This window comes from Oenococcus sp. (genome assembly GCF_047725585.1).
Classification (GTDB): Bacteria; Bacillota; Bacilli; order Lactobacillales; family Lactobacillaceae; genus Oenococcus; species Oenococcus kitaharae_A.
On record NZ_JBDNNF010000002.1, the window covers coordinates 315,636 to 341,690 of the forward strand.

A 26,055-nucleotide genomic window follows, 5' to 3' on the forward strand; every position below is an offset into this window, starting at 1 on the left:
AATGAGAGGTTTTTTCTAGCAGACATGGTGCGTGATCACCAGTTGCTGTTTACAAAGGCTTGTGTCGCAGTAATGACAACATAGATCGTCAAGCCTGTAAACAGAGTGACAACTAAAATCCTGATCGAGTGTCGTGCTGCCCTTGCTACTGGCTGCGTCATATTTTGATTGACAAATGAATCAAGGATTGACAATTGTTTTTTGACTGCCGGTTCAAGTTGGATGGCAAGGTGTTTTTCGATTAGGGCGAGTGTGCTGCTCAATGCTTTTGTGTGGACTGAAGCCCAAGAGGCAAAGAGATTAATTTGTCTAGCGATATTTGCCAGACTGTTTTTAAAATATGCCGATCTTGCCCAAAAGGCTGAAAAACTCGTGACAGTCATCGGTAGGGCTGCAAAAGCTGGCGCAGATACCTGGGTAGCGGCAGCTAATTGTGCATTATGTTTCATCCGATCCGTAAAATTCACTTGTGCGATCAGGCAATGGTCATATAGGTCAACAGTCTTTTTCCGAAAAAAATGCAGCTTTTTAAGTGCGCTATTTTTCCACAATTCGCTGCTTAAACGAATGTTTTCTACTGGATTAATTGATGAAATTTCTGTCATGATTAAGCCTCTAACAGAATCTTATCGGTGTATGTCCAATCCATAAAGGCCAATTAAAAACGCTTAATGACTTTTACTAATTCATAAGATAACGGGACAAAAACGCACAATAACAAACTGGCATTTATAATAGTCTCAATGACGGATTATGCAGAACAAATGACGCTTTACCGCGACTATCTATTGTCAGAACGTCAATATTCAAAGAAAACCGCACAGGCTTATCTTTCTGATATTCAAGAATTTGTCCATTTTTTTGATCAAAATGGGGGATTTAAGCAGTTTTCCAAGATCGATAGATTTGATGTCCGTATTTTTTTGAATCACTTGTATGAAATGCATCTTGCTAAAAGCACAATCGCACGAAAGATATCAAGTCTGCGCACATTTTACGGTTTTTTACTTGATAATGATTTTCTAACTCAAAATCCCTTTTTTGGAATTGAATTTAGATCAAAAAATAAAAAACTGCCTCAATTCCTGTACCCCAATGAAATATTGGATTACTTGCGCAGTGCCGGCAGTCCTAAGGATTCGCAGCATTTGCGGGATCTGGCATTGGTAGAACTTTTATATGCGAGCGGCATGCGAATCTTTGAGCTGACGAATTTGACATTTTCGCAAATTGATTTGGCAAATCGCATGCTGAATATTATCGGAAAAGGGAACAAACAACGGATTATTCCTTTTGGAAAGCCGGCCGCTCAAGCGCTTCAAAAATATTTTCCCTGGCGGCAGGAACAAATGGCAAGATTCGGCCAGCAGCACGATTTTGTCTTCATTAATACTCGAGGCCGGCAGATGACTGAAACGGGTGCTGAATATATTCTCAAACAAATTTCTCAAAGATCGACACTCACCGGCTCAGTTCATCCCCACATGCTGCGCCATTCCTTTGCAACGCATATGTTGAACAATGGTGCTGATATCCGAACTGTCCAAGAGCTGCTGGGGCATGCTAGCCTGTCGACAACACAAATCTATACACACATCACGACAAAAAACCTGCAGGAAAGCTACGAAAAATTTTTCGATCGGGCTAAAATAAAACATGATGACTGAATATAAACTATCTAACAATTTTCTCAAGGTGACAATTTCCTCGGCTGGTGCCGAAGTCACTTCCGTCAAAGCTGCCAATGGCGGTTACGAGTATTTATGGCAGGCAGATCCGAAAGTTTGGAAGCGGCACGCACCTATTTTGTTTCCGATTGTTGGACGCCTTCAAGATGACAGCTACCTTTATGAAGGCAAACGATATCATATGTCCCAGCATGGCTTTGCGCGTGATTTTGACTGGCAGCTTATAGCGCAAGACGATGAAAGTTTAACCTTAGGTTTTCAATCGAACCCCGAAACATTGGTAAAATATCCCTTTGATTTTGCACTGGAAGCTCATTATGAGCTGGCCGGTTTTCAGTTGCGAGTCTCTTATCAGGTCGCTAATCGCAGTGACCGCCTCATGCCTTTTTCTATTGGCGGGCATCCTGCCTTCAATGCCGATTTCAACGATGCACAGACAAGTGTGACCGCTAATGAGCAGACCTTTACACGTTACGTATTGGCTGGCAATTATTTGAATCCTCAGCCGATTGGCAAATTTAGTTTTTCATCCGTTCACAAAATTCAAAGATCCGATTTCATTAATGACGCGATCATTTTAAAAGCCGATAAACCTTATACCGAGTTGTTTTTACAGGCAAATATGAAAAAAGAGGACCCAAGCCAAAGAAGTGCGCGGATCGCCGTTGCGGCTGAAAATGTTGATTTCTTCGGAATATGGTCAAAAAGTTCACAAGGAGCGAATTTTGTGGCTTTGGAACCATGGTGGGGAGTGGCAGACACAACTGACAGTGATCAGCAGATTGATCACAAGTTAGCAATCAAAAAACTGCCAGCAGGTGAAAAACAGCTTTTCCATTATTCAATGAGTTTTCTTTGATGACCAGAAGGGGAAACCGAAGGGTATTTTAGATTCAGTCCCGCATTTGATGCGTTTGATATTTTCCCGATGTGCATAAATTGTGACAGCACAGGCAATCACACAAATAACTGATAGAAACAGATCGCCAATAAAAAACGAATAAACTGTGCCTAGAACAAAACTCGTGATTGATGCAAGGCTCATGGTTGATGTCAGTAGGAGTGTGAGAAGCAAAATCACAGCGCAAACCAGCAAGAATTGCCAATTATAGCCCAGCATAACACCTGCAGTAGTTGCAACGGCCTTGCCGCCATGAAAATTCATAAAAATAGAGAAACAGTGTCCAAGTACGGCAACGAGACCGAAAATTAACGGATTGACGCCATGAAAACCCAGCATCCCTGGCAATAAAGTCGCAATAGTTCCCTTTGCAATGTCTAAAATCATGACAACGATGCCAGCTTTGATTCCTAAAGTACGGAAGGCGTTTGTTGTCCCAATATTTCCGGATCCCATATCGCGGATGTCCTCATGATAAAAAATTTTTCCAATCCAATAGCCGGACATGATAGAACCAATCAAATAGGCTAGGATTATATAGATTATTGCTTTGAAAATCACTCAATAAGTATAGCGTGCTTTTTGTTTGACTTGCAAAAAATAACTCAAATAGTGTATCTTTACAAACTGATAGCGAATGAATGTTCGCACGGGTGGCTATGACGCAAAAAAACACAAACACATACGACGAATCAGATATTAAAATTTTAGAGGGCCTAGAGGCTGTTCGTGTCCGGCCCGGCATGTATATCGGCTCGACTGACAGCCGAGGCCTGCATCATTTAGTATGGGAAATTGTTGACAACGCTGTTGATGAAATCCTGGCTGGTTTTGGCGACAGTATTCAAGTCACAATACATAAGGACAATTCGATCACGGTTGTTGATCACGGTCGTGGTATGCCAGTAGGGATGCATGCATCGGGCCAGCCGACGCCCGAAGTCATTTTGACTGTTTTGCATGCTGGCGGAAAATTCGGCCAAGGCGGCTACAAAACATCCGGCGGCCTGCATGGTGTCGGTTCTTCTGTCGTGAATGCCTTATCTGAAAGTCTCACCGTGGAAATTAATCGTGATGGCTACAAGTATCGTGAACACTTTATTAATGGCGGGCATCCGGACGGCAGCCTGAAAAAGATTGGTAAAACACGCGACCAGACCGGCACGACAATCACTTTCAAACCAGATCCAAAGATTTTTTCGACAACCACATACAAGTTTCAAACAATTTCTGACCGTTTGCGCGAGTCAGCTTTTTTGCTAAAGGGTATCCGTATCGTTCTGACTGATGAACGAACAGAGCCAGCAACGGTAGAAGAATTCTGCTATAAGGACGGTATTAAAGAATTTGTCAGTTATTTAAATGAAGGAAAGTCGGTTATCGGCAACATGATGTATTTCGATGGCAGCCAGCAAGGAATCGAAGTCGAAGTTGCTGCTCAATATAATGATGGTTATTCCGAAACACTGCTTTCTTTTGTCAATAATGTCCACACACCGGATGGCGGAACTCATGAGACTGGTTTTAGAACAGCTTGGACAAAAGCTTTTAATGACTACGCCCGTAAAATTGGTCTTTTAAAAGAAAAAGATGCCAATTTTGAAGGTTCGGACGTCCGTGAAGGGCTTGCAGTCGTGATTAATCTTCGTATCCCTGAAGATATTTTACAATTTGAAGGTCAGACCAAAGAGAAATTAGGCACGATGGAAGCCCGCTCGGCCGTTGATTCTGTGTTATCTGAACAATTAGGCCGTTATCTGATGGAGAACGGCGATTTTGCTCAAAATCTCGTCCGAAAAGCGCTGCGTGCTCGTGAAGCTAGACAAGCCGCACGAAAAGCACGTGATGAATCACGCAGCGGCAAAAAGAAAAAAGGCAAGGAACATTTGCTGTCTGGTAAATTAACACCTGCTCAATCTAAAGATGCCTCTAAAAACGAACTTTTTCTCGTCGAAGGAGATTCAGCCGGCGGTTCAGCCAAACAAGGACGGGCTCGTAAATTTCAGGCCGTGCTGCCTTTAAGAGGTAAAGTTCTGAATACAGAAAAAGCCAGTCTGGATGAATTGCTGAAGAATGAAGAAATCAGCACAATGATTTATACAATCGGTGCGGGTGTCGGGTCTGATTTCAGTTTGAAAGACGCTGCCTATAATAAAGTGATTATTATGACCGATGCCGATGATGATGGTGCTCATATTCAGACCCTGCTGCTGACTTTCTTTTATAAATATATGCGGCCGCTTGTCGAAGCTGGCCGTGTTTACATTGCGCTGCCGCCTTTATATAAAGTCACAGCCGGTAGTGGCAAACGCAAAACTGAAGATTTTGCCTGGACCAACGAACAATTAGCCGGCCTGACAAAAAAAGCTGCCCGTGGTTATGCAATCACACGTTATAAAGGATTAGGCGAAATGGATGCCAGCCTGCTTTGGGAAACAACAATGGATCCTGACCATCGTACCTTGATCCGTGTCAGGATTGAAGATGCTGCTTTAGCTGAAAAGCGGGTCACGGTGTTAATGGGAGACCAAGTAGCACCGAGAAGAAAATGGATTGAAGATAATGTCGCTTTTTCTTTGGACGAAGCTGGGTCAATTCTAGATACAGTCAATGGCAACGATGGAACCTACCACCCGGAGCTTAACGAAAAGGAGCCTATTTAATGGCAGATGAAAGCCGAATTCAAGAATTAAGCCTCGAAGATGTCATGGGCGAACGCTTCGGCCGTTATTCCAAATACATTATTCAAGAACGTGCCTTACCCGACATCCGCGATGGCTTAAAACCAGTCCAGCGGCGAATTTTGTTTGCCATGAATGAGGATGGCAACACCTTTGAGCATGCTTATCGAAAATCTGCTAAGGCCGTCGGCAACGTGATGGGTAATTATCATCCCCACGGTGATTCGTCAATTTATGATGCTTTGGTCCGTATGAGTCAAAGCTGGAAAATGCGCGAACCTTTAATCGACATGAACGGTAATAATGGGTCAATCGATAATGACCCGCCAGCCGCCATGCGTTATACCGAGGCACGTTTATCTAAAATTGCTGGCGAAATGCTGTCTGACTTGGATCGGCAGGCTGTCGATATGGTCTTAAATTTTGATGATACGCGCTACGAGCCGACTGTTTTGCCCAGCCGTGTCCCAAATCTGCTAGTCAATGGCGCTTCTGGTATCTCTGCGGGCTATGCAACGGAAATTCCACCACACAATTTAGGTGAAATCATCAGTGCTTTGATTTATTTACTGGCGCATCCCGCAGCTTCATTGGAAGATTTAATGCAATTTGTCAAGGGTCCCGATTTCCCAACTGGCGGAATTATTCAGGGCTTGGACGGGATTAAAGATGCCTATACAACCGGCCATGGCAAAATTTATATTCGTGCTCGGACCGAGATCAAAAAATTGAAGGCCAGCAAACAGCAGATTGAAATTACCGAATTGCCCTACGAAGTCAACAAATCGGCATTAGTCGCTAAAATTGATGAAATCCGCGTCAACAAAGATGTCAATGGCATTAGCGAGGTTCGTGATGATACCAGTCGAGAAGGACTTTTAATTGTCATTGAATTGGCCAAGGATGCTGATGCGAACGGCATTTTAAACTACTTGTTTAAGAAAACCGATTTGCAGGTTGCTTATAACTTTAATATGACAGCTATTGCGCATCAGCGCCCTGTCTCTGTTGGATTAAAACAGGCTTTGGCGGCTTTTCTAGAATTTCGAAAAGAGGTTATCTATCGCCGGACTGATTTTGATCTGAAAAAGGCCCAGACACGGCAGCATATTGTCGAAGGCCTGATCAAAATGCTGAGTATTTTGGATGAAGTCGTGGCCACAATTCGTGCTTCAGAAAGCCGCAAAGACGCTAAAGATAATCTAGTTAAAAAATTCGATTTTTCTCAGGCTCAAGCGGAAGCAATTGTCACTTTGCAGCTTTATCGTTTAACAAATACTGATGTGACGGCTTTGCAGCAGGAACACGATCAACTAACTGAGCAGATCAACGAGTTTAATCTGATCTTAAATGAACCGCGCGAACTCAATAAAGTTCTGAAAAAAGAGCTGCAGGAGATCGATAAAAGCTATAGCAATCCGCGAAAGAGTGAAGTTCAAGCAGAAGTTGCACAGCTCAAAATCAAGACCTCGGTTATGATTGCTGATGAAGATGTCGTGGTTCAAATCACAAAGAACGGTTATGCCAAACGTGCTTCCTTTCGTTCTTACAAGGCAAGTGATGAAAATGGACTGACTGATGACGATTATGCTGTTTACCTGGCTAAAGTAAATACCTTGAGTCATTTATTCATTTTCACGAATAAGGGCAACATGATTTACCGGCCGGTGCATGAATTAGCCGATACGAAGTGGAAAGACGTTGGCGAGCATCTTTCTCAAGAGATTTCCGGCCTTGCTCCCGATGAAAACATTGTCCAGGTTTTCGATTTGCCTGACCTAAAAGGGCAGGGCAGCTTTGTTTTGACCAGCAGCGATGCCTTTATCAAACAGGTCAGTCAGCAGGATCTTCTCCCGACCAAATACTATAGAAAGCGTGCCAGCAAGGCGATTACGATCAAAGGCGATAATAAACTCGTTTCGGTTCAATTAGCTGCGACACAGGATTTCTTAGTAATTATGGCCAGCCAAAAAGGTTATCTGTATAAGTTCCCGTTGAGTGAAATAGTATTCATGACTGCTAAATCCAGCGGCGGCAAACCTGCCAAGATTAGTAAAAAAGATTCAATTATGGCGATGGCATTGATATCTAACTCAGATCTCCTGGCTTTGATGAATGACAGAGGCCAGCTGAAAATTCTAAATCCCTTGGAAATTCCGATTTCTACAAGCGATACAGTTCAGCGTGCTGAAACGATTTTCATGTCAGAGGACTTAATCGCTGGTATGGCAGCAATTGCTGATAAGGGCAAAACACAGCTGCAGGCGCTTACGTCCGACAATCAGGTCATTGATTTCTTTGCAAATGCCGATAACTTGGGCGGATTAGACGATGACTTTAAAAGAAAAGTCAAAGTCGAAAAAAATAGTATGATTATAAAAGTGAGATTAAAACAAGAGGTTATAGATTAAATGGCGAAAGAATTAGTTTTTGGGCATCAGAATCCTGATACAGATGCAATTGCAGCCGCGATTGCAGCATCTTATTACTTGAATAAAAAAGGGATGGACACAGAGGCTGTCGCACTTGGCCAACCTAACGACGAAACAAAATTCGCTCTGGATTACTTTGAGGTACAAGCACCACGTGTGATTGAAAAGGCTGACACCAAAGAAGTTGTCTTAGTTGATCATAATGAGGCAGCACAATCAGTTTCTAATATTGCTGATCTGACAGTCACACATGTCTTTGACCACCATAAGATTGATTTCAAGACGAGCGCACCGCTGTTTTATCATGCTGAAGCACTCGGTTCGACATCGACGATTCTGTTCACTTTCTTTGAGAGAGATGGGATTGAGATTCCAAAGCCTATTGCAGGTATGATGCTGTCAGCTTTAATTTCGGATACTTTGCTGCTGAAGAGCCCGACAACGACGGATGTTGACCGCAATGTTACTGGCAAGCTGGCTGCTCGGGCAGGTGTTTTGGATATTGATGATTTTGGTATTCATTTATTGAAGGCGGGCACAAATCTTTCTAAGAAGACTGATAAAGAATTAATAGATGGCGATGCCAAAAGCTTTGAGCTAGCTGGCAAGACGCTGAGAATCGGCCAAGTAAACACAGTTGATATTCCAGAAGTCCTGACACGCAAGGACGGCATTAAAAAGGAAATTGAAGCTGAGATTGCTAGTGATGGCTACAACGGCTTTCTGTTTGTTATCACAGATATTCTGAATTCAAACTCCAAAGCACTTTATTATGGTTCGGATGAAGATAAAATTGCTGCCGCCTTTGGTCAAACACTCACGGCCAATTCATTGGATCTTCCTGGTGTCGTTTCACGGAAGAAACAAGTCGTACCACCGATCACCGAGCAGTTCAAATAAGCAAATTAATTGAACTTGCACTTTACAAGTAATTTTAGCTTGTGTATAATATTTGCTTGTACTGATTGACTTTCGTTAAATAGAATTTTAGGAGAAAAAATGGCAGGAAAAGGACAAAGAGATCACGTCGTTCTTGGGAACGACAAGACGGGCGAACGCATTTATTTGACGAGCAAGAATCGTCGCAATACGCCTGACAGACTCGTTTTGAAGAAGTATTCACCAAAATTGCGTCAAGTTGTTGAATTTAAGGAGGTGAAGTAATGGCTAAAAAGTCTAAGATCGAAAAAGAAAAGAAAATCGAAGCCACAGTTGCTAAGTTCGCTGCTAAGCGTGCCGCATTAAAAGCTGCCGGTGACTATCAAGCATTAGCAAAGCTTCCTCGTAATGCATCACCAGTGCGTGCACATAATCGCGATTTGACCGATGGTCGTCCACATGCATATATGCGTGGATTCGGTTTGAGTCGTTTGAACTTCCGTCAACTGGCACATAAGGGTCAGTTACCTGGCGTTCGTAAAGCAAGCTGGTAATTTTAAAAAACACCAATTTCTTTTAGGAATTTGGTGTTTTTTATTTATTTTCGAAACTTCCTTTGTTAGAATTACTCACAATATGAAAAAACCAATTATTGCAATTACTTCTGATATTTCTCGATCCCAATCAATGTCTTCTAACGATCAGGCCATTGATTACGCACCCAGGGATATCGTACGAGCCATTAATCAAGTTGGCGGCATCGCTACTATTCTGCCAGCGCCAACTTCAATCCATGAAAATGATATTGGCCAGCTGGTCGATGCTTTTGATGGCTTATTAATTCCAGGTGGACCCGATATTGATCCGAGATTCTTCGGAGAAGACCCGATCCCTCAATTAGGCGGGACATTTTATGAACGCGATCAATTTGAAATGAGCTTGATTCAAGCAGCCGTGAAAGCTGGCAAAGCAATTTTCGGTATCTGCCGTGGTATCCAATCAATCAACGTCGCTTTAGGCGGCAATCTTTATCAGGACTTGGCAGCTCAGTATCCAGATCTGAAAATTAAACATCGTCAGTCGCCGACAGAAGGCTCTTTCCCTACTCATCGCGTCACGATGGAAAAGGGAAGCGAATTGGCTAAAATTCTCGGCCAAGAAGGTTTTGTCAACTCTCGCCATCACCAGGCTGTTAAGGAACTCGGTGCAGGCCTGAAAGTGACAGCAAAGGCACCTGACGGCGTCATCGAAGGCATTGAAAGTCTTGATTCCGATCAGATTATTGCTGTCCAATGGCATCCTGAAAGTATGTGGCAGCGTTTCCCAAAACAACTGGCATTATTTCAAAATTTTATAGATCAAGCAGGAACAAGAAGTGGCAGATAAAACAACGCAAAAACAAAAATTAGGATTTTGGAGTATCGTCCTATTCGGCATTAATGGGATTATCGGGTCCGGAATTTTCCTGCTGCCAAGCGCACCCATGAAATTAATCGGTGTAGCTAGTATTTTAGTCCTGCTGTTGGATGCCGTACTAGTTGCCACGATTGCACTCTGTTTTGCTCAGGACGCGAATTTTTTCGATAAAAACGGCGGCCCTTATCTCTACGCAAAAGAAGCTTTTGGTAATTTTGTCGGTTACGAAGTAGGGTTTGTTACTTGGGCCATCCGAATTATTGCTGAAGCAACAGCTGCGGTTGCTTTTGCTACCGTTTTAGGCTCTTTCATACCAGCGCTATCCAGTAATACGGCACGTATGATGACAGTGGCCGTTCTGTTGCTGCTACTGGCTCTGATTAATATTTCCGGCGTTCAGCTGACTAAGATCGTCAATAATTTTGTCACAATTAGCAAACTGCTGCCACTATTGCTCTTTGTTGCAATTGGTTTGTTCTTTATTAAGAGAAACAATTTCACGCCTTTTTTTCCTAATGGCAGTTATACATCTGGCAGTTTTGGACAGGCCGCTTTGACCATGTTCTTTGCTTTCACGGGTTTTGAAGGTATTTCAGTCGCTGCAGGCGAGATGAAAAATCCACAAAAAAATTTGCCGCGTGCAATCATTCTGATTATTTCAGTTGTGACACTGGTGTATGTGCTGATTCAAGTGACTGCAATCGGCATGATGGGTTATGGCTTGGCAAACTCAGCCACACCTTTGATGGATGCACTTGGTCACGCAATCGGCACATTGGGACGTGATTTAATTGCTGCCGGATCCTTGATATCAATCGGTGGTCTGCTGGTAGCTTCGTCATTTATTACACCAAGATCTGGTGTTGCCTTGGCTGAAAACAAAATGATGCCATCTTTATTGGCTAAAAAGAATCGCAAAAACGCCCCTTACGTCGCGATTATTGTATCAACGACTATTTCCTTGATTATTGCCTTATTTAACTCGACATTTGCTAATTTGGCGCTGATTTCAGCCGTCTCGCGTTTTGCCCAATACATTCCAACAATTATCGCGGTTTTTGTCTTTGCCAAGACGAAAAAAGGGCAGGCACATGCCTTTCAACTGCCGCTCGGTCCTGTGATTCCAGCTGTTGCTCTGATTATCAGCCTGTGGCTATTGATTCAGACAAATCTGCAGCAGCTCTTTTGGGGATTAGGCGCTTTGGTTGTTGCTGTGCCATTTTATTTCCTAACCGCCTATCATAAGCATTAAAAAACCTCATCTAATCATGAGGTTTTTTATAAACAAATTTCAGCTTAAAGGATCCCAGGCTGGCAAAACGGTTGGCTGCTGTTTCAAAACAGCTTTTAGTTCCTCAGGCAGAAGATCCTTATGTACCACAACTTCATAGACATAGTCTTCAAACCAATCAGGACTCATGACGAAGTAGCCTTTATCGCCTAATTTATCTCCCCAGCTATTTTCGACTTTCCATTTTGCTGCTTGACCATCAATTAAATCAACGCCAGTTAAAGTCATGGCATGCGAGACCGTTCCTTCACCGCTGGTTAATCTCTGCGCTTTGGTCATATTCAGATCAACTTGAAAGAGGGAAGATTCGTCAAATAAATGTCCATCCAATAAACCGCTCTGACGATCCATCTGCTGAAGAACGTCGTTGCCAAACCAAACAGTTTCACCACTTTGAAGCTGAGCAACTGCTGTTTTTTCCAACACATCAATCGGCACATTTAAAAATTCGATATCCCGGCCGCCTAGGACATTGTTCTGACTGGGAAGGCTGTACAACTGGTTAAATGCCTTATCAGGCGAATTGGTCACAACGGCATAATCATCAAAATCAACCTTAAAATATTTTTTGAAGAAATCCTGTGGCGTTAAAGCGGCTTCGCGATGATATTTTTTGTCATCGTCACGGTATTCTAAATCAAAAGTCTTGGCTGGTTCGCCAAAAGAATAAGCAGCCATGCGATAAACTTCCTGCAGCATTTTCTTTTCGGCCTGATCCAATTCATCTTCGCTGCTGCCGGACTTAGCCATATTGCGCAGTTGAAAACCATCCTTGATCAATTTTTTATTCATGGCTTCTTGAAAATCGCTCGTGTTATCCGTATTGAAAGTCTCTGGCATCGCATAAGCCGGCATAACACCGTACTTTTCGACTAACGCCGCCGCCATGGACCATTGACCGCCATCTTCCCCAGGCTGATTAAACAACATATGGACAAAACGGTCATCCATGGCTTTATCAACAGTCTGCCCGACATTGTGATAAAAAATATTGGCTCGTTCAATCTTGTCCCAGAAAAACAAATAATTCTGTGACAGCTCAAAGTCTTTGACCTTGTAATTTTTGGCAAACTGATGCCGCAGGGTATTTAATAATGAAAATTCCCAGCAGCGGCCGCTGCGTTTTTGATTAGTCACTTGTCCAGTCTCAACCTCGACCGAAAAGGTGCTGTTCAAACGTGCGGCAGCTTGATTATCAAAGCTGCTATTGCGAATGCCGTTTTTTGTAATTGTTCTTGTTAGGACGCTAGCTCTGTCGTCTTGAGCCAGGGATTCTCGTAATTCATTTAAATCATCATTTGTTAAAGCTGATGCCATTTATTTACCTCTTTTTTTAATTTTTATCTTAAAACAAAATCGTGCGATCGATCACAATTATGATTGACAGATATAGCTCAGAATAGAACAATAGTAAAGTAATGCAGACATCTGAGAAAAATAAGGTCACAATTATTGGTATTTCCGGCGGTTCCGGTTCCGGGAAAACGTCCATTGCCCAAGATATTTACGAACATCTTAAAGATCAATCGGTGGCCATTATTCCACAAGACGCTTTTTATAATGATCAAAAAGACATGACAATGGCGGAACGGAAAAGTGTCAATTACGATCATCCAGATGCCTTTGATATGGATTTGCTGTACGAAGATCTGCTAAAACTGAAACAGAATCAAACTATTGATCTGCCGATTTATGATTATGAAAACTATACCCGTTCAGCTAAAACACTGCCCATGCCGCCGGCTAAAGTGATCATCGTTGAAGGCGTCCTGTTGTTCGTCGATGAACGTATCCGCGATCTGCTCGATATCAAAATTTTTGTCGATACGGATGACGATATTCGTTTTATTCGCCGCCTAAAAAGGGACATGATTGAGCGCGGCAGATCGACTGAATCCGTGATTAATCAATATTTGAAGACCGTCAAACCAATGTATCATCAATTTGTCGAGCCAACCAAGCGCTACGCTGACGTGATTATTCCAGAAGGAAAGAGTAATCGCATCGGCATTGATTTGTTAATTAACCAGATTAAAGCAGTTCTGCCTAATTGATGGCGATACTGCCAGCGAATATATTATGATAAAGACCCTACCTCTAAAGGGGAAATAAATCTGACACTTGGCGATTCTGGCCGAGTTTTCGAGGAAGATACGATGACAAAAAAATATGGTATTTTTTTCAATGCAAATGCTGGTAAGGGAAAAGCCAAACAAGTTGCACAAAGATTAGCAATTTCCTTGTCCGGCCAGAATATCCAGTCAGCTTTTATTACTGGCAAAGATATCGATGATGCAATTTCAGCCATTAAAAAAGCTTCTAACGAGGTTGATGCCATTATTGTTATCGGCGGTGACGGCACATTAAATCTGGTCGCTACAGCTTTTTTGCGAGGTGGGAAAACGATTCCGGTTGGCTTGATTCCAAGCGGGACAGTCAATAATTTTGCAAAAACTGCCCAAATTCCCAATGATGAAAAATCGGCCGTTAACATTATCTTAAAAGGCCGCACGAAGGCTTTTAGTATCGGTTCTTGCGGTGATGACAAAGCGATCATCAGTTCTTTAACCTTCGGCAGTCTGGCCGACCTTTCCAACGATGTCCGCCAAGAAGACAAGAGAAAATGGGGAAAAATCGTCTATTTTTGGCAAGCTATGAAAAACCTGAATAAATCCGGGTCGCAGCAGATTGAATTTAAAAGTAACAGTTTTCAGGCTGATTATAAAATTTGGATGTGTCTGATTACGGCCAGCAGCAATGTTGGCGGACATAAGTATATCGACCAGCCTTTAAAAGGCTTGCATGCAACGATTCTCCACAACATGAGCCTGCTTAAAAGTCCCAGCTATTTTTATTTTGCACTGACGGGCAATATTCGCGAATCAGAAAGCCTAACTTATTTTGAATTGCGGGACATGATGATAACAAGTAAAAATACCGATCATCCTGTACAGACGAGAATCGATGGTGATCCCGGACCAAAATTACCAATACAACTGCTCTGGCACAAGGATTTTCTGCAAGTGTTTACGGATTGATACATCCGAAAAACAGCTCATAAGTTTAAGATTGTTTACAAGGAGAAATCTCCGATTCAAAAACAGTAACATAAAATTTTAATTTTGCTTTGGAAAACAGAAGGGAGTTTTTTAATGCAAACCGTCGGAAAAATAGGCATCGCGACTACTGTATACCTCGTGGCTTTTATTGTCGATTATATTGTGACGCTCTTTCAAATTACCAAAGGGGCTACGATTACAAACTTGATGGGTTTAAAAGCCAGCAGCCAAGCGACAAAGGAGATTAGTTTTGCGCTGACTTGGCAGTCTTTGATCATTTATTTATGTTTTGTCATCACCTGGCTACTGGCCGCTTTTATCATTAATAAAATCATTCATCAGTCTACTGCAGTAGAACCAAAGAAATTGTCTTGACACTGGCATTATGATCGTTAGCAAAAAAATTTATTACGGCAAGGCCCCGTCACAATTCGGTTTGTTGAGTCTGCCAGAAGAAAAGCATGATAAATACACAACAATTGTTATGATTCATGGCGGTTTTTGGCAATCTTTTGCTGACCTCACGCAGCTTCAGACACTAACAAATGGTCTGAATCAACGCGGTTATGCGGTTTGGAATATCGAATACCGGCGGATCGGCGAAACAGGCGCAGGATGGCCAGGCACTTTTAACGACGTCATTGATGCCATTAATTTTTTGACGGAATTGGCTCATAGCTGGCCGATCGATAAGCAGAGTGTCATCATTCTCGGTCACTCGGCAGGCGGCCATTTAGCTTTATGGGCTGGCCTGCGATACCGGAATCAAGCGCTAGACCATTCTGATAATATTCATCGTTTATCAGTCAAGCCTAGGATGGTTGTCAGTCTGGCCGCTGTTTCTATTTTAGAGGATGCCTGGCAACGTGATACAGTTTTAGGTAAACATAGTCCTGTCACAGACCTGATGCGAGGAACACCACTCAATAAAAATGTTGACTATCAATCGGCGTCTCCTTTTGATCTGCTGCCAATGCAGATTCCGCAAATTCTCGTACAGGGTCTAAAAGATGATTACGTACCAAGCGGTATGACGATAAAGTATGCTGAAAAAGCCGAAAAACTTCACGACAATATCAAATTGATTTTAGATTCAGATGCAAACCATTTTGATCTCATCAATCCATACGCGAGCGTTTGGCAGAGGACAATAACCGCTATTAAAGAAACTTTAAAAGCATAAGAAATATGGCGACTCAATAGTTGCCATATTTCTTAAGATCGTTTGTTTAAAATTAAGATCTCACTCTCTCATGGCTCAAATGATTCGCTAAAGTAATCAACAAAATGACAACGCCTAAAATCGCGACAACTAGGCCGATTGCATGGAGCCCCGGATCACTGACTGCCTGATGGAAAGCAATCCCAGTGACCGAAGACGCACTGATCGAGCCTAAATAAGTGAATGTTCTTAATAAGCCAGAAGCAGTGCCGACTCGTTGCGGATTCGCTTGTTTGAACAGAGCCAATTGACCGCCGCCCATAGCAGCTCCTAAAGTAATTCCGAACACAGCAGTCACTATCAGAGACAAGTAAAGTGTATTGCTGCCTCCCAACAAAGTCAGCAGAATACCACCAGCCACAGTAGATGTACCAGTTGCGATAAAAGACCCAAGAACAAGACCCTTTCTAGAAATCAAAGTGGAAACGATCGCCGACACAATCCCCATTGGCACAATCATCAAACCAGCTGTATCAGCAGGATAAGCATGTGCATCTTCGAGCCACTGAGGCAGACTGTACAAAATAATATAAGCACCCAGCATGGCGATCATCGTCCTTAAATATGTCAGCATTAATTGTGTATTAGAAAGCAGTTCTTTGATGTCGAAAAATGGGGTCTGCGTGTGTAATTCCCAGAAGACGAACAGAAAACCCGCAATCAAGAAAACGATAAAACTTATCCATTGGGGTGAGGGGATTGAGATCAAAAACAGCAGCAAGGCTGAAATCATGACAGCAAATCCTAAAATGCCAATAATATCAATGCGCATCAACAAGTTTTTAATGCTTTGATGACCTAAAGGTTCATCTGCTTCAACACCAATAAAGATAAACAGAATTGTTAGCAAGGCAAAAGGTACGTTAATAAAGAAAATCATGCGCCAGCCTAAACTTGCTACGAGCACACCACCAATTGGCGGGCCAACGGCAATAAAAGTAAGGCCTACAACGGCCAAAGCTGCGAGAACACCACCCGGTGCATTGATCATACCAGCTTTTTTAGCGCGAGCACGAACCATAAACATGGCCGATGGATAACCGGCTGATGTTCCGATGCCAATAATGACTCGGGACACAATCAGAGAAATCAAATTGTGACTTAGTCCGCCTAAAATGCCGCCTAAGAGAACCATGATCACGCCTGACAGAAATGTTTTGCGCGGGCCAATTTGTTCAGACAGTTTGCCGGCAGTCGGTTGGGCAACAGCACAAGCTAAGTAGGGTGCCGAGACAAGTAAAACCGTTTGAGCAACTGCGATATGAAAACTATGAGCAATTGGCACAAGCGCTGTGGAAATTAATGTATCGTTGATTGGATTTAGAGCCGCTCCCAGCAAAAGGGCAGTAATGAAAATCCCGGAAAACGGTTTTTGAGAAATCGAAGCTGATCGATGATCTCTGCTAGTCGTATTTGAGCACCTTCTTTGATCGAAACAATTAACTAAAAGTAAATACTGAGGCTTATTCTAGTAGGAAGAAGTGTCATTTGTCAAAATGATAATCATTATAGAACAGTATTTAATGAAAAGCTGTAAAAAGTAAATATAAAAGTAAGGATATCAGCAGCCGCAAAAACAAGTGACTGATATGGATTTTCTTATTCATGAGTAAACCATTTAATATTGCGACAGCAATCAGTGTAAGCAGCCCGATTCTTAGAAAAATAGGATTTAATTGAAAGCAGGCCAGCAAAATCCCAGATATCAGATTTGCGCCAAAAAGCCAGATCGGCATTTTCGATCGAGCCGAGAAAGTCGCGATTATCATAAGTGCCGCGTACAGATAGATAAGAATGTCAGTTATAATTGCCAAGAGCGATACTCCTTTTTTGATAAAATAATTGAAACACAAGGGGTCGACCCCCTGACAAGAGGGAATCATCATGCAATTAAGAGAATTCATGGCTGCCGTGGGCGCAACACGTGATACGGTTCGTTTTTATATTGAAGAGGATCTGCTAACGCCAAGTAAATCTGCTGGTAAATACGTCTTCACCAGCCAGGACATTATCGCTTACGATGAAATCATGCAACTAAAGCAACTTGAATTTTCAATCGAATTAATTAAAAAAATCAAGCAGCAGCATGATATCAATTGTTCAACTAGCGAACAATGGCAGCAAAATTTAGCCTTAGTCGAAAAGGAAATCCAAAAGGCAGAACATGAGCTCAAAAGAATTGAACAAAGAAAAGAAAAACTAATTAGCGTGTCAAATCAGCTAAAAGACTTGCTAATGGCGCAATAATCAACAAACAGGAGCGAAAATGCATTGAATAAAATTCTAAAAGACCAATTTATGATTGACCACTTATCTGATAGCCAAAACAAGACTATCTCGGACATGAATACTTTCATCAGTAAACATCTCAGTGGCAAACAGCATGCCGTTGCCATTATTGAAGGAGCTGCTGGGACTGGCAAGTCAGTTGTTTTAATGCGTCTGGTCACGAAATACATGACCGATAAACGTTATAGGACAGCACTGGTCGTCAACCATCCTGAACTGTTCAAGGCCTATCAAGATTTTGCAGACGACATACCCGGCATGGCCGAAAAAGATATTTTACGCCCAACGCCGCTGATTAATCATGCTGAGAAAAATCATTGGAAATACGATGTCATTTTCGTTGATGAGGCGCATTTGCTTTATTCCAAATCGGAGCCTTATGCGCATTATCGGGGCCAAAATCAGCTGACAGATCTGATGAATTTAGCCAAAATTGTCGTGGTTGTTTATGATTTTGCGCAAGTTTTCCAGTCAAAAATGTATTGGTCCAAAGAATTATTAAGGCAAACGATTGGCGATCATCCTTATCAGCTGTTTAATATGGACTTCCAGTACCGCATGGTCGCTAGCGACGACCAAGTCCGCTGGATGGATGATTTGACTGCCGAAAAAACTCTCAAACCATTTCCGACAAACAGTAACTTTGACTTCAAAGTGTTTTCAACTGCTGGTGCCTTGTATGAGCAAATCAAATCAAAAAATCAGGAGGTCGGCTTAAGCAGGGTGGTGGCAACTTCAGGTTTTCCACGCATTGACGGCCGCCACAATGTTGAAATGGATACTTTTTCTCTGCCCTGGGATGAATGGAATCCGCAGCGGACACATTGGGCTAAGCGGACATCTTCAATTGCGCAAGTCGGGACGATTTACACGCTCCAGGGCTTTGATTTGAATTATGTCGGTATGATTATCGGGCCATCTTTCGGCTATGACGCAAAGACAGACAGTATGACGATTATCCCAGAAAAATATTCACACAAAGAAATTTTCAAAAAACGCCAAGACATTCAATTCACGAGAGCAGAATACAAAGATTTTATTGCTAACGTCTTAAATGTGCTAATCAAACGCGGCAAATACGGCATGTATCTGACAGCCTATGATGACGCTTTACGCAAGCGTCTCGTGGATTTGTATGAGAACCGAGACTAGCGGAAAAGGATTCTAAAAAATGACAAATAAAATCAAATACATTGTCGCAGCAATGATCAGTGTAGTTAGTATGTTTTTTCTAGACAATAACAAGGCATCGCTACCGAACCATGTGCTTGGATTCTGTTATCTAGTATTTATTGTGATCATTGGGTATTGTGCATATAAATTTTTTGATAAACGCAATAATTAACTGTTTTGATTGATCTAGAATCGATAAACTTGTAGAACTTGGCGCAAAAGATATTTAAAATCACTTAAAAACAAGGGGACTAAAATGAGAAAAATGATCATTAAAAATTGGCGACGCGTTTTCGTTATTATTTTGTCATCCAGTCTTTATGCGATTGCTAGTATCACTAGCGCTAGTTACTACGGATATATTGTCGAACATGCTCATAACAAAGAAATAACGCTATTTTTCATGATGATAGCGGCTGGCATTACTGTTGTGCTGCTTCGATGGGTTTTCGATGTCTTGAATCAAACTTTAATGGTTAGGTTTGTCGGCAAAATCATTTACGAAATTCGAGAGAAAATGATTGCGTCCATCATTTCTAAACAAGTGTCAGATTTCAAAACGAAGGAACTCAGCTCGTACACTTCCAGTTTATTAAATGATGTCGAACTGATTGAGCGGGATTCGATTGAACCTTTTTTTGATTTTATTTCCCAGTTAGTCATAGTGGCCATTTCGTCAGCAGCAATTCTATATCTTCAACCGGTGGTTTTTGTCGTGATAATGATTGGGTCAGTTATCGTGTTTGCTATCCCGACACTCATGAGCAAAAAATTGCAAAACAAACAATCCCGTTTTTCTGCAGAGTCTGAAGCCCTTACTGAATCTGCGACAGATATTTTGAATGGTTTTAGCACAGTAAAATCGACACAATCGACAGATCAATTTTTAGAAGGTTTTAAAGAGACCAACAAGCATTATACCGGGGCTAAAATTTCATCGGGACAATGGATTATGTCAAATTATGCAACGTCTGCCATGTTAGGCATGCTAGTTCAATATGCAGCGGTACTTGCAGCAATTTGGTTTATCATGCAGGGCGTTATTTCGGTCGGCATTATGCTCACGATGGTGCAAACCATGAATACACTTGTCTATCCTTTGATTGATATTTTTAGACTAATTCCTCAAATGAAGAGTGCTAAGCCGATTATAGAAAAAATCAAAAATTTATCCGTCCTCGGGCAATCTGATCAGAACTCAATTCCAAAATTAACCTTCAAGAAAGATATTTGTCTCACAAAAGTTTCTCTAAAGCTTCAAGGAACAAGTATCCTTAATGACATCTCGCTGACTTTAGATAAAAATAACAAATATCTCCTAATTGGTGATAGTGGTTCAGGCAAGTCGACCTTGGCGAATATTGTGTCAGGATTCATCAACAACTATACAGGCAAAATAACAGTCGATGGCAATGAGATTGCCAATAACGAAAGCATGTTCAGCATTGTCTCGCATGTGGATCAATCACCATATCTTTTTAACAAAACAGTCGAGGAGAACATTGTTTTGGGCAAAAAGATGAATCATAAAAAATTTGAAGAGGTATTAAAAATCAGTGCTGCAGATCTTTTTTTGGCAAACAAATCTCGACTAAAAAATAAATCCACTCACAATGGTGACAATTATTCAGGTGGCGAACGGCAAAGAATAGCAATTGCTAGAGGGCTATATCAGCAAAAGCCGCTCTTGGTACTCGATGAAAGTTTGTCAGGTCTTAATGCAAAACTGGCTCATCGAATTGAGAAAGACATTCTCGCCTTGAAAGATTTAACGTTACTGTATATCACGCATAAATTCGATATGAGTTTGCTTTGCAGCTATGACAAGATTATCTGGATTAAAGAAAACAAAATTTACCAGATGGCATCGCCAGAAGTTTTACTATCGGATCAGGAATTTCAACAATTCATAGATGCAACCGGGAAAGCGTAATAGGGTTTTACTGAAACTACTATTTGTTACATACAAACTTCTGGAAGTTTTACATTTGCAACGGACAAATATATTTTAGTTTACATAATATATATTATTCAAAGTTATATTCAAGTGACCAAACGTCGCACTGCTTGGCTTGCAATTCCTATTAATCAACTAAATAAAAAACGCCCTGAGGCGTTTTCAGAAAAACTTTAAATCAATCCTTAATTGCTTTAGCTACAGCCGCGTGAACAGCATCTTTTTCTGCTTCAATTAAGTCAACACGACTAGCGATCACCTTTGTATCCATGACAATCTCACGTGTAAGACCTGGTGTGTTGATTTTCGGCTCCAGAAAGGCTTTGAACTCAGCCAAACGATCGGCCGTCTTGAAGACCATGGCAGTGACCGTAATATAAGTCGTAAACTCCATATCGCCGCCAACTGTTTTCTCCAGCCAGTCCCAATCATTCCTGAACCAGTCCCAGGCAGCCTGCTGAGCATCATCGTTATCCAAAGCACCGCGATACCATCCGCGAAGATCCTGTGGCTTGATTGTATCGGCATCTTCAAATTTGCCAATTAAAGCTGCAATTAAGGCTGGATCAGAGACACTCGTCAGTGCGGCTCGCAAATCTGATTTGTAGCTGCCGTCAGAGGTATTACGATAAGCAGCGAAGAAGTCGTTGAACAAACTTTCGCTGGCAAAATTCTTCATCTCATTTCTCAGGACGAAGAGACGAATATCAGCTGGCAAAGCAATCAAATTATCAGCATTCTTAGCAAACAGATCATGAGCCGAGGCAATTGCTGCCGGATTTTTCGCATACAAAACGGCACTCAGTACATATGGCCGGGTCAACTGGTCATCATTGGATTCACCGGGTTTTGGCATCCAGCCCAAACGTGTTACCTGCTCACTCCCAAGCTGATTGAAAAAGGCCTGCAAATCTTTTTCTTCATCTGAACCAGCTGAGACAAATTTCTTTAAATTATTAGCCAGCCGGTACAAAGCTGCATTGACCAGCATGGCATGACTGTCAGAAAAATGAGTCAAAAGCGGGACAAGGTCAGCGTAAGAAGCTTGACGACCATCGGCCAACAGACGCAAATCCTGTAAAATCTGCAATTGTGCAATGGCGTCTAAGGATTGTGTATCGGACAAAATGTCGTCCAGCAAAGTCTGATCGTATTTGACAATGAAATGAGAATTGTTGCCGACATTCAAACGGAAAGGCTTGCCTGATTCAGCACGCAAAGCAGTGTAATCACCAATTTCAAGCGCCTTTTCAGTCATCAGCGCTGGCACAGCATCGTAATTACTATTCAAAGGAATCTGCCATTGACGGCCGGCTTCTTTGTGTTCGCCAATGAAAAACTGCTGCTGAGACAAAGTGAGTTTGCCATCAACAACGCTTGCTGTAACAACTGGGTAACCAGGCTGTTCCAACCAAGAATTCATGACAGCACTAACATCAATACCAGATGCATCGCCGAGAGCTGCCCAAAGATCAGCACCGGTCGCATTGCCATAATGATGTGCAGCAAAATAATTCTTCAAACCTTTTCTTAAGGCTTCATCGCCAATCAGAGCACGCGCCATCACAAGCATACGGGCACCTTTGGCGTAGACAATCGCACCATCGAACAAGGCGTCTATCTCAGCCGGATGCTCAACTTGGACATGCACGGATTGAACACCATCAGTCGCATCTCGCTGCAGTGCGGCTGGTAAATCAGAAATTTGGAATGTTTCCCAAATATGCCAATCAGGTTCTAAAGCATCAATAGCCACATATTCCATCATGTTGGCAAAACTTTCGTTCAGCCAGAGATCATCCCACCACTTCATTGTGACGAGATCGCCAAACCACTGGTGAGCCAATTCATGAGCGACAACCGTGGCAACCAGCTGTTTGACTTCAAGCGAGGTATTTTTCGGGTCCAATAGCAGGTAGGCTTCACGATACGTAACAAGTCCCCAGTTCTCCATCGCACCGGCAGAAAAGTCAGGCAAAGCCAACTGATTCGATTGTGGCAATGGATACGGTGTCTGGTAAAAGTCTTCGTAAAATTCAATCGAGCGTTTAGCAATATCCAAAGCAAAATCCAATTCATCGGATTTGTGTGCTTTAGTCCCATAAACGCCGATTTTCACGCCGCTTTTAGTCCTCGTTGTCTTGCTCTGCAGATCTCCGAAGGCAAAAGCGATTAGATAAGTCGACATACGGACTGTCTGATCAAAATAATGGATACCATTTTCAAAACGTTTTTCAGGCATATTGGCCAAAATCGTCTCGCCGGGCTGCTCATCGAACTTAATCGCAAGGCTGAAAGTCGCCTTGGCTTCTGGCTCATCGACACATGGGAATGCCTGACGAGCAAAATTCGTCTCGAACTGCGTGCCGATAATCTGCTTTTTTTCACCATTCAACTCATAATATGATGGATAAATACCCATCATTGTATCTGTCAAATTTGCTGAATAATCAACTGTCAGGCTAGTCTTACCTGCTTTTGGCAGCGAAATAGCAATCGCATCAGTGTCTTTATCCAGCGTAAAAGGCAGCTCTCTCCCCTCGCTTTTGACTGAAGCTACCGCCAAATCCTTGCCATGAAGCGAAATGGAATCAGCCTTAGCTTCACCAGTGACGGTTACCTGGCCGTTGATCTTTTTCGTGCCGCGATTGATATCCAAAAAGATATCATAGTGATCCGGCTGGAATGTTTCAAAAAAATGTTTAAACTCTGTCATCTCTCACCTTTCAGAACGTGCTGCTAACAGTGCTGATACGGCTCTAGGCTATTTATCAAAAACACCGTCATGCTATAACATTTAGTGTAATCCAAGAAAGATATGATTGAGCGAAAAAACGTTTTTAAAGCTTCAAAAGATGCTACAATATTTATATCATTATGATATCAAAACGATATTTACAATGACGGTCAGGAGGTATCTAAGTGGTTGAGAAGAAATCTGGCAATATTGCGCTTCGAATAGATCCGGAACTGCATGAGAAAATCACGCGGTTGGCCGCAGCGGATCAGCGGAGTGTGAATTCCTATATTACAAAAGTCCTTGAGAAAAATGTTGAAAACAGTTCTTTTGAAGATCGACAATTTGTCGGTACGACTGTGCCAGGCAGGAAAATAAACGACAAAAACGGCCTTGTCGATGTTTCCGGTATCTATTACCGCTACTTGATCGAGGATAACCAAAAAGTCGATAAAACGGCTAATTACGTTATTTTAGAAGCGAGCGGCAATGTTTTAACGCTAAGAAAAATTGAAGAAACAAATTAGGAGAAACACATGGCAATATTTTTCAAGATCGTACCGCAGAACAATCGCGGTCTGGTGGAAACTTTGGGCAAATACCGCAACAGCGTCGAACCCGGAATTCACTTTTATATTCCTTTTTTTCAGGGAATTAAAAAAGTCAGTTTGGCAATGAACCCGCTCAAACTGCCGAATTATTCGGTTATCACAAAAGATAACGCAGATGTATCGGCTAGCGTCACTTTGAACTATCACGTGACCGATGCAGTGAAATACGAATATGAAAACACGGATTCGGTCGAATCAATGGCACAATTGGTTCGTGGACATCTTCGTGACATTATCGGACGCATGGACCTCAATGAAGCGCTCGGCGCAACGGCTCGGATTAACCAAGAATTGGCAACAGCCATTGGTGATTTGACAAACACTTACGGCATCAATGTTGACCGAATCAATATCGATGAATTGACCCCTTCCCGTGCCATTCAAGAAGCCATGGACAAACAGCTGACGGCCGATCGTGAGCGTGTTGCCACAATCGCACAGGCTGAAGGTGAAGCCAAATCGATTGAATTAACGACTAAAGCCAAAAATGATGCGATTATGGCCACTGCCAAAGCTGAGGCAGATGCAACCAAAAGCCGGGCCGATGCCGAAAAGTATCGTATCGATACTGTCCAGGCTGGTTTAAGAGAAGCCGACGACAAATACTTTCAGAATCAAAGCATTAACGCTTTTTCCGATTTAGCCAAATCTAATTCGAATACGATCGTTGTTTCGAGCGACCAAGTTGCCTCTTTGGGGCAGATTCCAGCTGTTGGCAAATTGCTGAATAGCCACTAAAAATAAAAGCACCGCTATCTGGGGTGCTTTTTTATATGTGCAGCAAAACGCCTAGTGCGACAGCAACAGTACAGCTTAAGGATAGAATCAAGAGATTTTTCACTGCTAGGATGAATGTCTCCTTTTTGACTTGTTTTGCATTAAAAGCTTTGAGGTTGCGCCAAATAATCGGGATCACAAGCAGGGTCAGCAAAGACATTTTCGGCAGTAGATTCAGCCAAACAGCACAGATAAGAGAAACAAACCCCAGTAAATATAAAAGATTAAAGAGAATCAGTGCTCGCCGTTTGCCAAGATAATAAACAATCGTCCGGCGATTTAAAGCCAAATCTTCTTTCTGATCACAAATATTGTTTGCCAGAAGCAACGCCGCAATCGCCAAAGCAAGCAAGCCAATCGGCAAAAACGCCTGCCACACAATCAGCCAGCTTAGCGATTTTTGCGGTGCCAAATTCAAATAAAGCGTGATTAAAAAAATCATATAGCCCATTGTAAATCCCGAAAAGAATTCACCTAACGGAAGTGCCGACAAGGGTTTGGCGCCTCCTGCATATAAATAGCCGACGACAAAACAAAAAATCCCCAGAATCAACAGCAGCAAGCCAGACCTGCTGACCAGCCAAATACCCAGCAGGGCACTTATCGTGACAAAACTGGCCATTAATCTGCCAACGGCTTTGATGGACAAATGATTGACACCAATCACATTGGTTTTCAGACGAAACTCATCAGCATGATGACGCTGCGCTCGTTTATAATCCTGATAATTATCATTGATGTCGACTGCCATATTAAACAGCAGCATGGCAATAAAAAATATCAGCGAGCTGATTAAATTGACCTGCTTGAAATGATAAGCGCTGTACAAAAGGCCCAGCAAAAAAGGAAAAATGCTGGCCGTCTTGGCTTTAATCTCAACTAATTCCAAAAAAACTTTCAAATTCATATCTCTAGCCTCATGACTATTATATTAGACAGCCT

Annotated in this window: 24 protein-coding genes; 18 read left to right on the forward strand and 6 right to left on the reverse strand. The window is 42.2% G+C overall.

From position 1 onward, the window contains the following. Positions 1–35 precede the first annotated feature (35 nt). The gene (locus ABF487_RS04025; protein WP_415634539.1) at positions 36–605 is read right to left on the reverse strand and encodes a hypothetical protein; all 570 of its coding nucleotides are present in this window, start codon (positions 603–605) and stop codon (positions 36–38) included. A gap of 138 nt (positions 606–743) precedes the next feature. Here ABF487_RS04025 and xerC point away from each other — a divergent pair, with 138 nt between their 5' ends. Together xerC and ABF487_RS04035 are read left to right on the forward strand one after the other, a co-directional pair. Then, positions 744–1,667: a tyrosine recombinase XerC gene (gene xerC, locus ABF487_RS04030; protein WP_263778896.1), complete on the forward strand. Its 924-nt coding sequence runs from the start codon at positions 744–746 to the stop codon at positions 1,665–1,667. Continuing rightward, on the forward strand, positions 1,660–2,547 hold the full coding sequence (locus ABF487_RS04035; protein ID WP_415634540.1) for an aldose 1-epimerase family protein: 888 nt from the start codon (positions 1,660–1,662) through the stop codon (positions 2,545–2,547). The genes xerC and ABF487_RS04035 overlap by 8 nt, the downstream gene beginning before the upstream one ends. Here the strand turns inward: ABF487_RS04035 and plsY are convergent. Beyond that, entirely contained in the window at positions 2,530–3,150 is a 621-nt protein-coding gene (plsY, locus tag ABF487_RS04040) for a glycerol-3-phosphate 1-O-acyltransferase PlsY (RefSeq protein WP_415634541.1), read from the reverse strand. The genes ABF487_RS04035 and plsY overlap by 18 nt on opposite strands. A gap of 80 nt (positions 3,151–3,230) precedes the next feature. Between plsY and parE the strand changes: the two genes are divergently transcribed. From parE to ABF487_RS04075, 7 genes are all read left to right on the forward strand, one after another. After that, positions 3,231–5,252 (forward strand): DNA topoisomerase IV subunit B, encoded by a 2,022-nt coding sequence (gene parE / locus ABF487_RS04045; RefSeq protein ID WP_415634542.1) that lies wholly within the window; start codon positions 3,231–3,233, stop codon positions 5,250–5,252. Next, on the forward strand, positions 5,252–7,681 hold the full coding sequence (gene parC, locus ABF487_RS04050; RefSeq protein WP_415634543.1) for a DNA topoisomerase IV subunit A: 2,430 nt from the start codon (positions 5,252–5,254) through the stop codon (positions 7,679–7,681). Before parE ends, parC begins: the two co-directional genes overlap by 1 nt. Then, on the forward strand, positions 7,682–8,602 hold the full coding sequence (locus ABF487_RS04055; RefSeq protein ID WP_415634544.1) for a manganese-dependent inorganic pyrophosphatase: 921 nt from the start codon (positions 7,682–7,684) through the stop codon (positions 8,600–8,602). A gap of 99 nt (positions 8,603–8,701) precedes the next feature. Beyond that, complete coding sequence (rpmG, locus tag ABF487_RS04060) at positions 8,702–8,866, forward strand: 50S ribosomal protein L33 (protein ID WP_007746456.1); 165 nt, start codon at positions 8,702–8,704, stop codon at positions 8,864–8,866. Continuing rightward, entirely contained in the window at positions 8,866–9,135 is a 270-nt protein-coding gene (gene rpsN, locus ABF487_RS04065) for a 30S ribosomal protein S14 (protein WP_007746454.1), read from the forward strand. Before rpmG ends, rpsN begins: the two co-directional genes overlap by 1 nt. An 82-nt stretch (positions 9,136–9,217) precedes the next feature. Further along, positions 9,218–9,967, forward strand: a complete 750-nt coding sequence (locus ABF487_RS04070; protein ID WP_415634545.1) for a gamma-glutamyl-gamma-aminobutyrate hydrolase family protein — start codon at positions 9,218–9,220, stop codon at positions 9,965–9,967. Beyond that, the gene (locus ABF487_RS04075; RefSeq protein ID WP_415634546.1) at positions 9,957–11,249 is read left to right on the forward strand and encodes an APC family permease; all 1,293 of its coding nucleotides are present in this window, start codon (positions 9,957–9,959) and stop codon (positions 11,247–11,249) included. The genes ABF487_RS04070 and ABF487_RS04075 overlap by 11 nt, the downstream gene beginning before the upstream one ends. 39 nt (positions 11,250–11,288) lie before the next feature. Here the strand turns inward: ABF487_RS04075 and ABF487_RS04080 are convergent, their stop codons facing one another. Next, positions 11,289–12,605 carry a C1 family peptidase gene (locus tag ABF487_RS04080; protein ID WP_415634547.1) on the reverse strand — a complete coding sequence of 439 codons (1,317 nt, stop codon included), beginning with the start codon at positions 12,603–12,605 and terminating at the stop codon, positions 11,289–11,291. A gap of 101 nt (positions 12,606–12,706) precedes the next feature. Here ABF487_RS04080 and udk point away from each other — a divergent pair, with 101 nt between their 5' ends. The 4 genes from udk to ABF487_RS04100 all read left to right on the forward strand — a co-directional run bounded on the left by udk (position 12,707) and on the right by ABF487_RS04100 (position 15,530). Then, positions 12,707–13,342 carry a uridine kinase gene (udk, locus tag ABF487_RS04085; RefSeq protein WP_415634548.1) on the forward strand — a complete coding sequence of 212 codons (636 nt, stop codon included), beginning with the start codon at positions 12,707–12,709 and terminating at the stop codon, positions 13,340–13,342. Positions 13,343–13,444: 102 nt separating this feature from the next. Next, a complete protein-coding gene (locus tag ABF487_RS04090) occupies positions 13,445–14,326 on the forward strand; it encodes a diacylglycerol/lipid kinase family protein (RefSeq protein WP_415634549.1) in 882 nt (293 codons plus the stop codon). Between the two features lie 114 nt (positions 14,327–14,440). Then, entirely contained in the window at positions 14,441–14,722 is a 282-nt protein-coding gene (locus ABF487_RS04095; protein ID WP_415634550.1) for a hypothetical protein, read from the forward strand. 10 nt (positions 14,723–14,732) lie between these two features. After that, positions 14,733–15,530 carry an alpha/beta hydrolase family protein gene (locus ABF487_RS04100; RefSeq protein WP_415634551.1) on the forward strand — a complete coding sequence of 266 codons (798 nt, stop codon included), beginning with the start codon at positions 14,733–14,735 and terminating at the stop codon, positions 15,528–15,530. A gap of 52 nt (positions 15,531–15,582) precedes the next feature. Here ABF487_RS04100 and ABF487_RS04105 read toward each other — a convergent pair whose 3' ends face one another. Then, positions 15,583–16,908 carry an MFS transporter gene (locus ABF487_RS04105; protein ID WP_415634552.1) on the reverse strand — a complete coding sequence of 442 codons (1,326 nt, stop codon included), beginning with the start codon at positions 16,906–16,908 and terminating at the stop codon, positions 15,583–15,585. A gap of 545 nt (positions 16,909–17,453) precedes the next feature. Between ABF487_RS04105 and ABF487_RS04110 the strand changes: the two genes are divergently transcribed. The 3 genes from ABF487_RS04110 (at position 17,454) to ABF487_RS04120 (ending at position 20,964) form a co-directional block, all read left to right on the forward strand. Beyond that, complete coding sequence (locus ABF487_RS04110) at positions 17,454–17,816, forward strand: MerR family transcriptional regulator (protein WP_415634553.1); 363 nt, start codon at positions 17,454–17,456, stop codon at positions 17,814–17,816. 24 nt (positions 17,817–17,840) lie between these two features. Then, complete coding sequence (locus ABF487_RS04115) at positions 17,841–19,010, forward strand: DUF2075 domain-containing protein (protein ID WP_415634554.1); 1,170 nt, start codon at positions 17,841–17,843, stop codon at positions 19,008–19,010. A gap of 277 nt (positions 19,011–19,287) precedes the next feature. Next, positions 19,288–20,964 (forward strand): ATP-binding cassette domain-containing protein, encoded by a 1,677-nt coding sequence (locus tag ABF487_RS04120; protein ID WP_415634555.1) that lies wholly within the window; start codon positions 19,288–19,290, stop codon positions 20,962–20,964. 202 nt (positions 20,965–21,166) lie between these two features. Here ABF487_RS04120 and ABF487_RS04125 read toward each other — a convergent pair whose 3' ends face one another. Next, on the reverse strand, positions 21,167–23,704 hold the full coding sequence (locus ABF487_RS04125) for a M1 family metallopeptidase (protein ID WP_415634556.1): 2,538 nt from the start codon (positions 23,702–23,704) through the stop codon (positions 21,167–21,169). Positions 23,705–23,910: 206 nt separating this feature from the next. Between ABF487_RS04125 and ABF487_RS04130 the strand changes: the two genes are divergently transcribed. Continuing rightward, positions 23,911–24,252, forward strand: a complete 342-nt coding sequence (locus ABF487_RS04130) for a toxin-antitoxin system HicB family antitoxin (RefSeq protein ID WP_007746431.1) — start codon at positions 23,911–23,913, stop codon at positions 24,250–24,252. A 9-nt stretch (positions 24,253–24,261) separates the two neighbouring features. Beyond that, positions 24,262–25,074, forward strand: a complete 813-nt coding sequence (locus tag ABF487_RS04135; RefSeq protein ID WP_415634557.1) for an SPFH domain-containing protein — start codon at positions 24,262–24,264, stop codon at positions 25,072–25,074. Positions 25,075–25,105: 31 nt separating this feature from the next. Here the strand turns inward: ABF487_RS04135 and ABF487_RS04140 are convergent, their stop codons facing one another. Next, positions 25,106–26,020, reverse strand: coding sequence for a 1,4-dihydroxy-2-naphthoate polyprenyltransferase (locus tag ABF487_RS04140; RefSeq protein ID WP_415634558.1), 915 nt, complete (start codon positions 26,018–26,020; stop codon positions 25,106–25,108). Between the last annotated feature and the right edge of the window lie 35 nt (positions 26,021–26,055).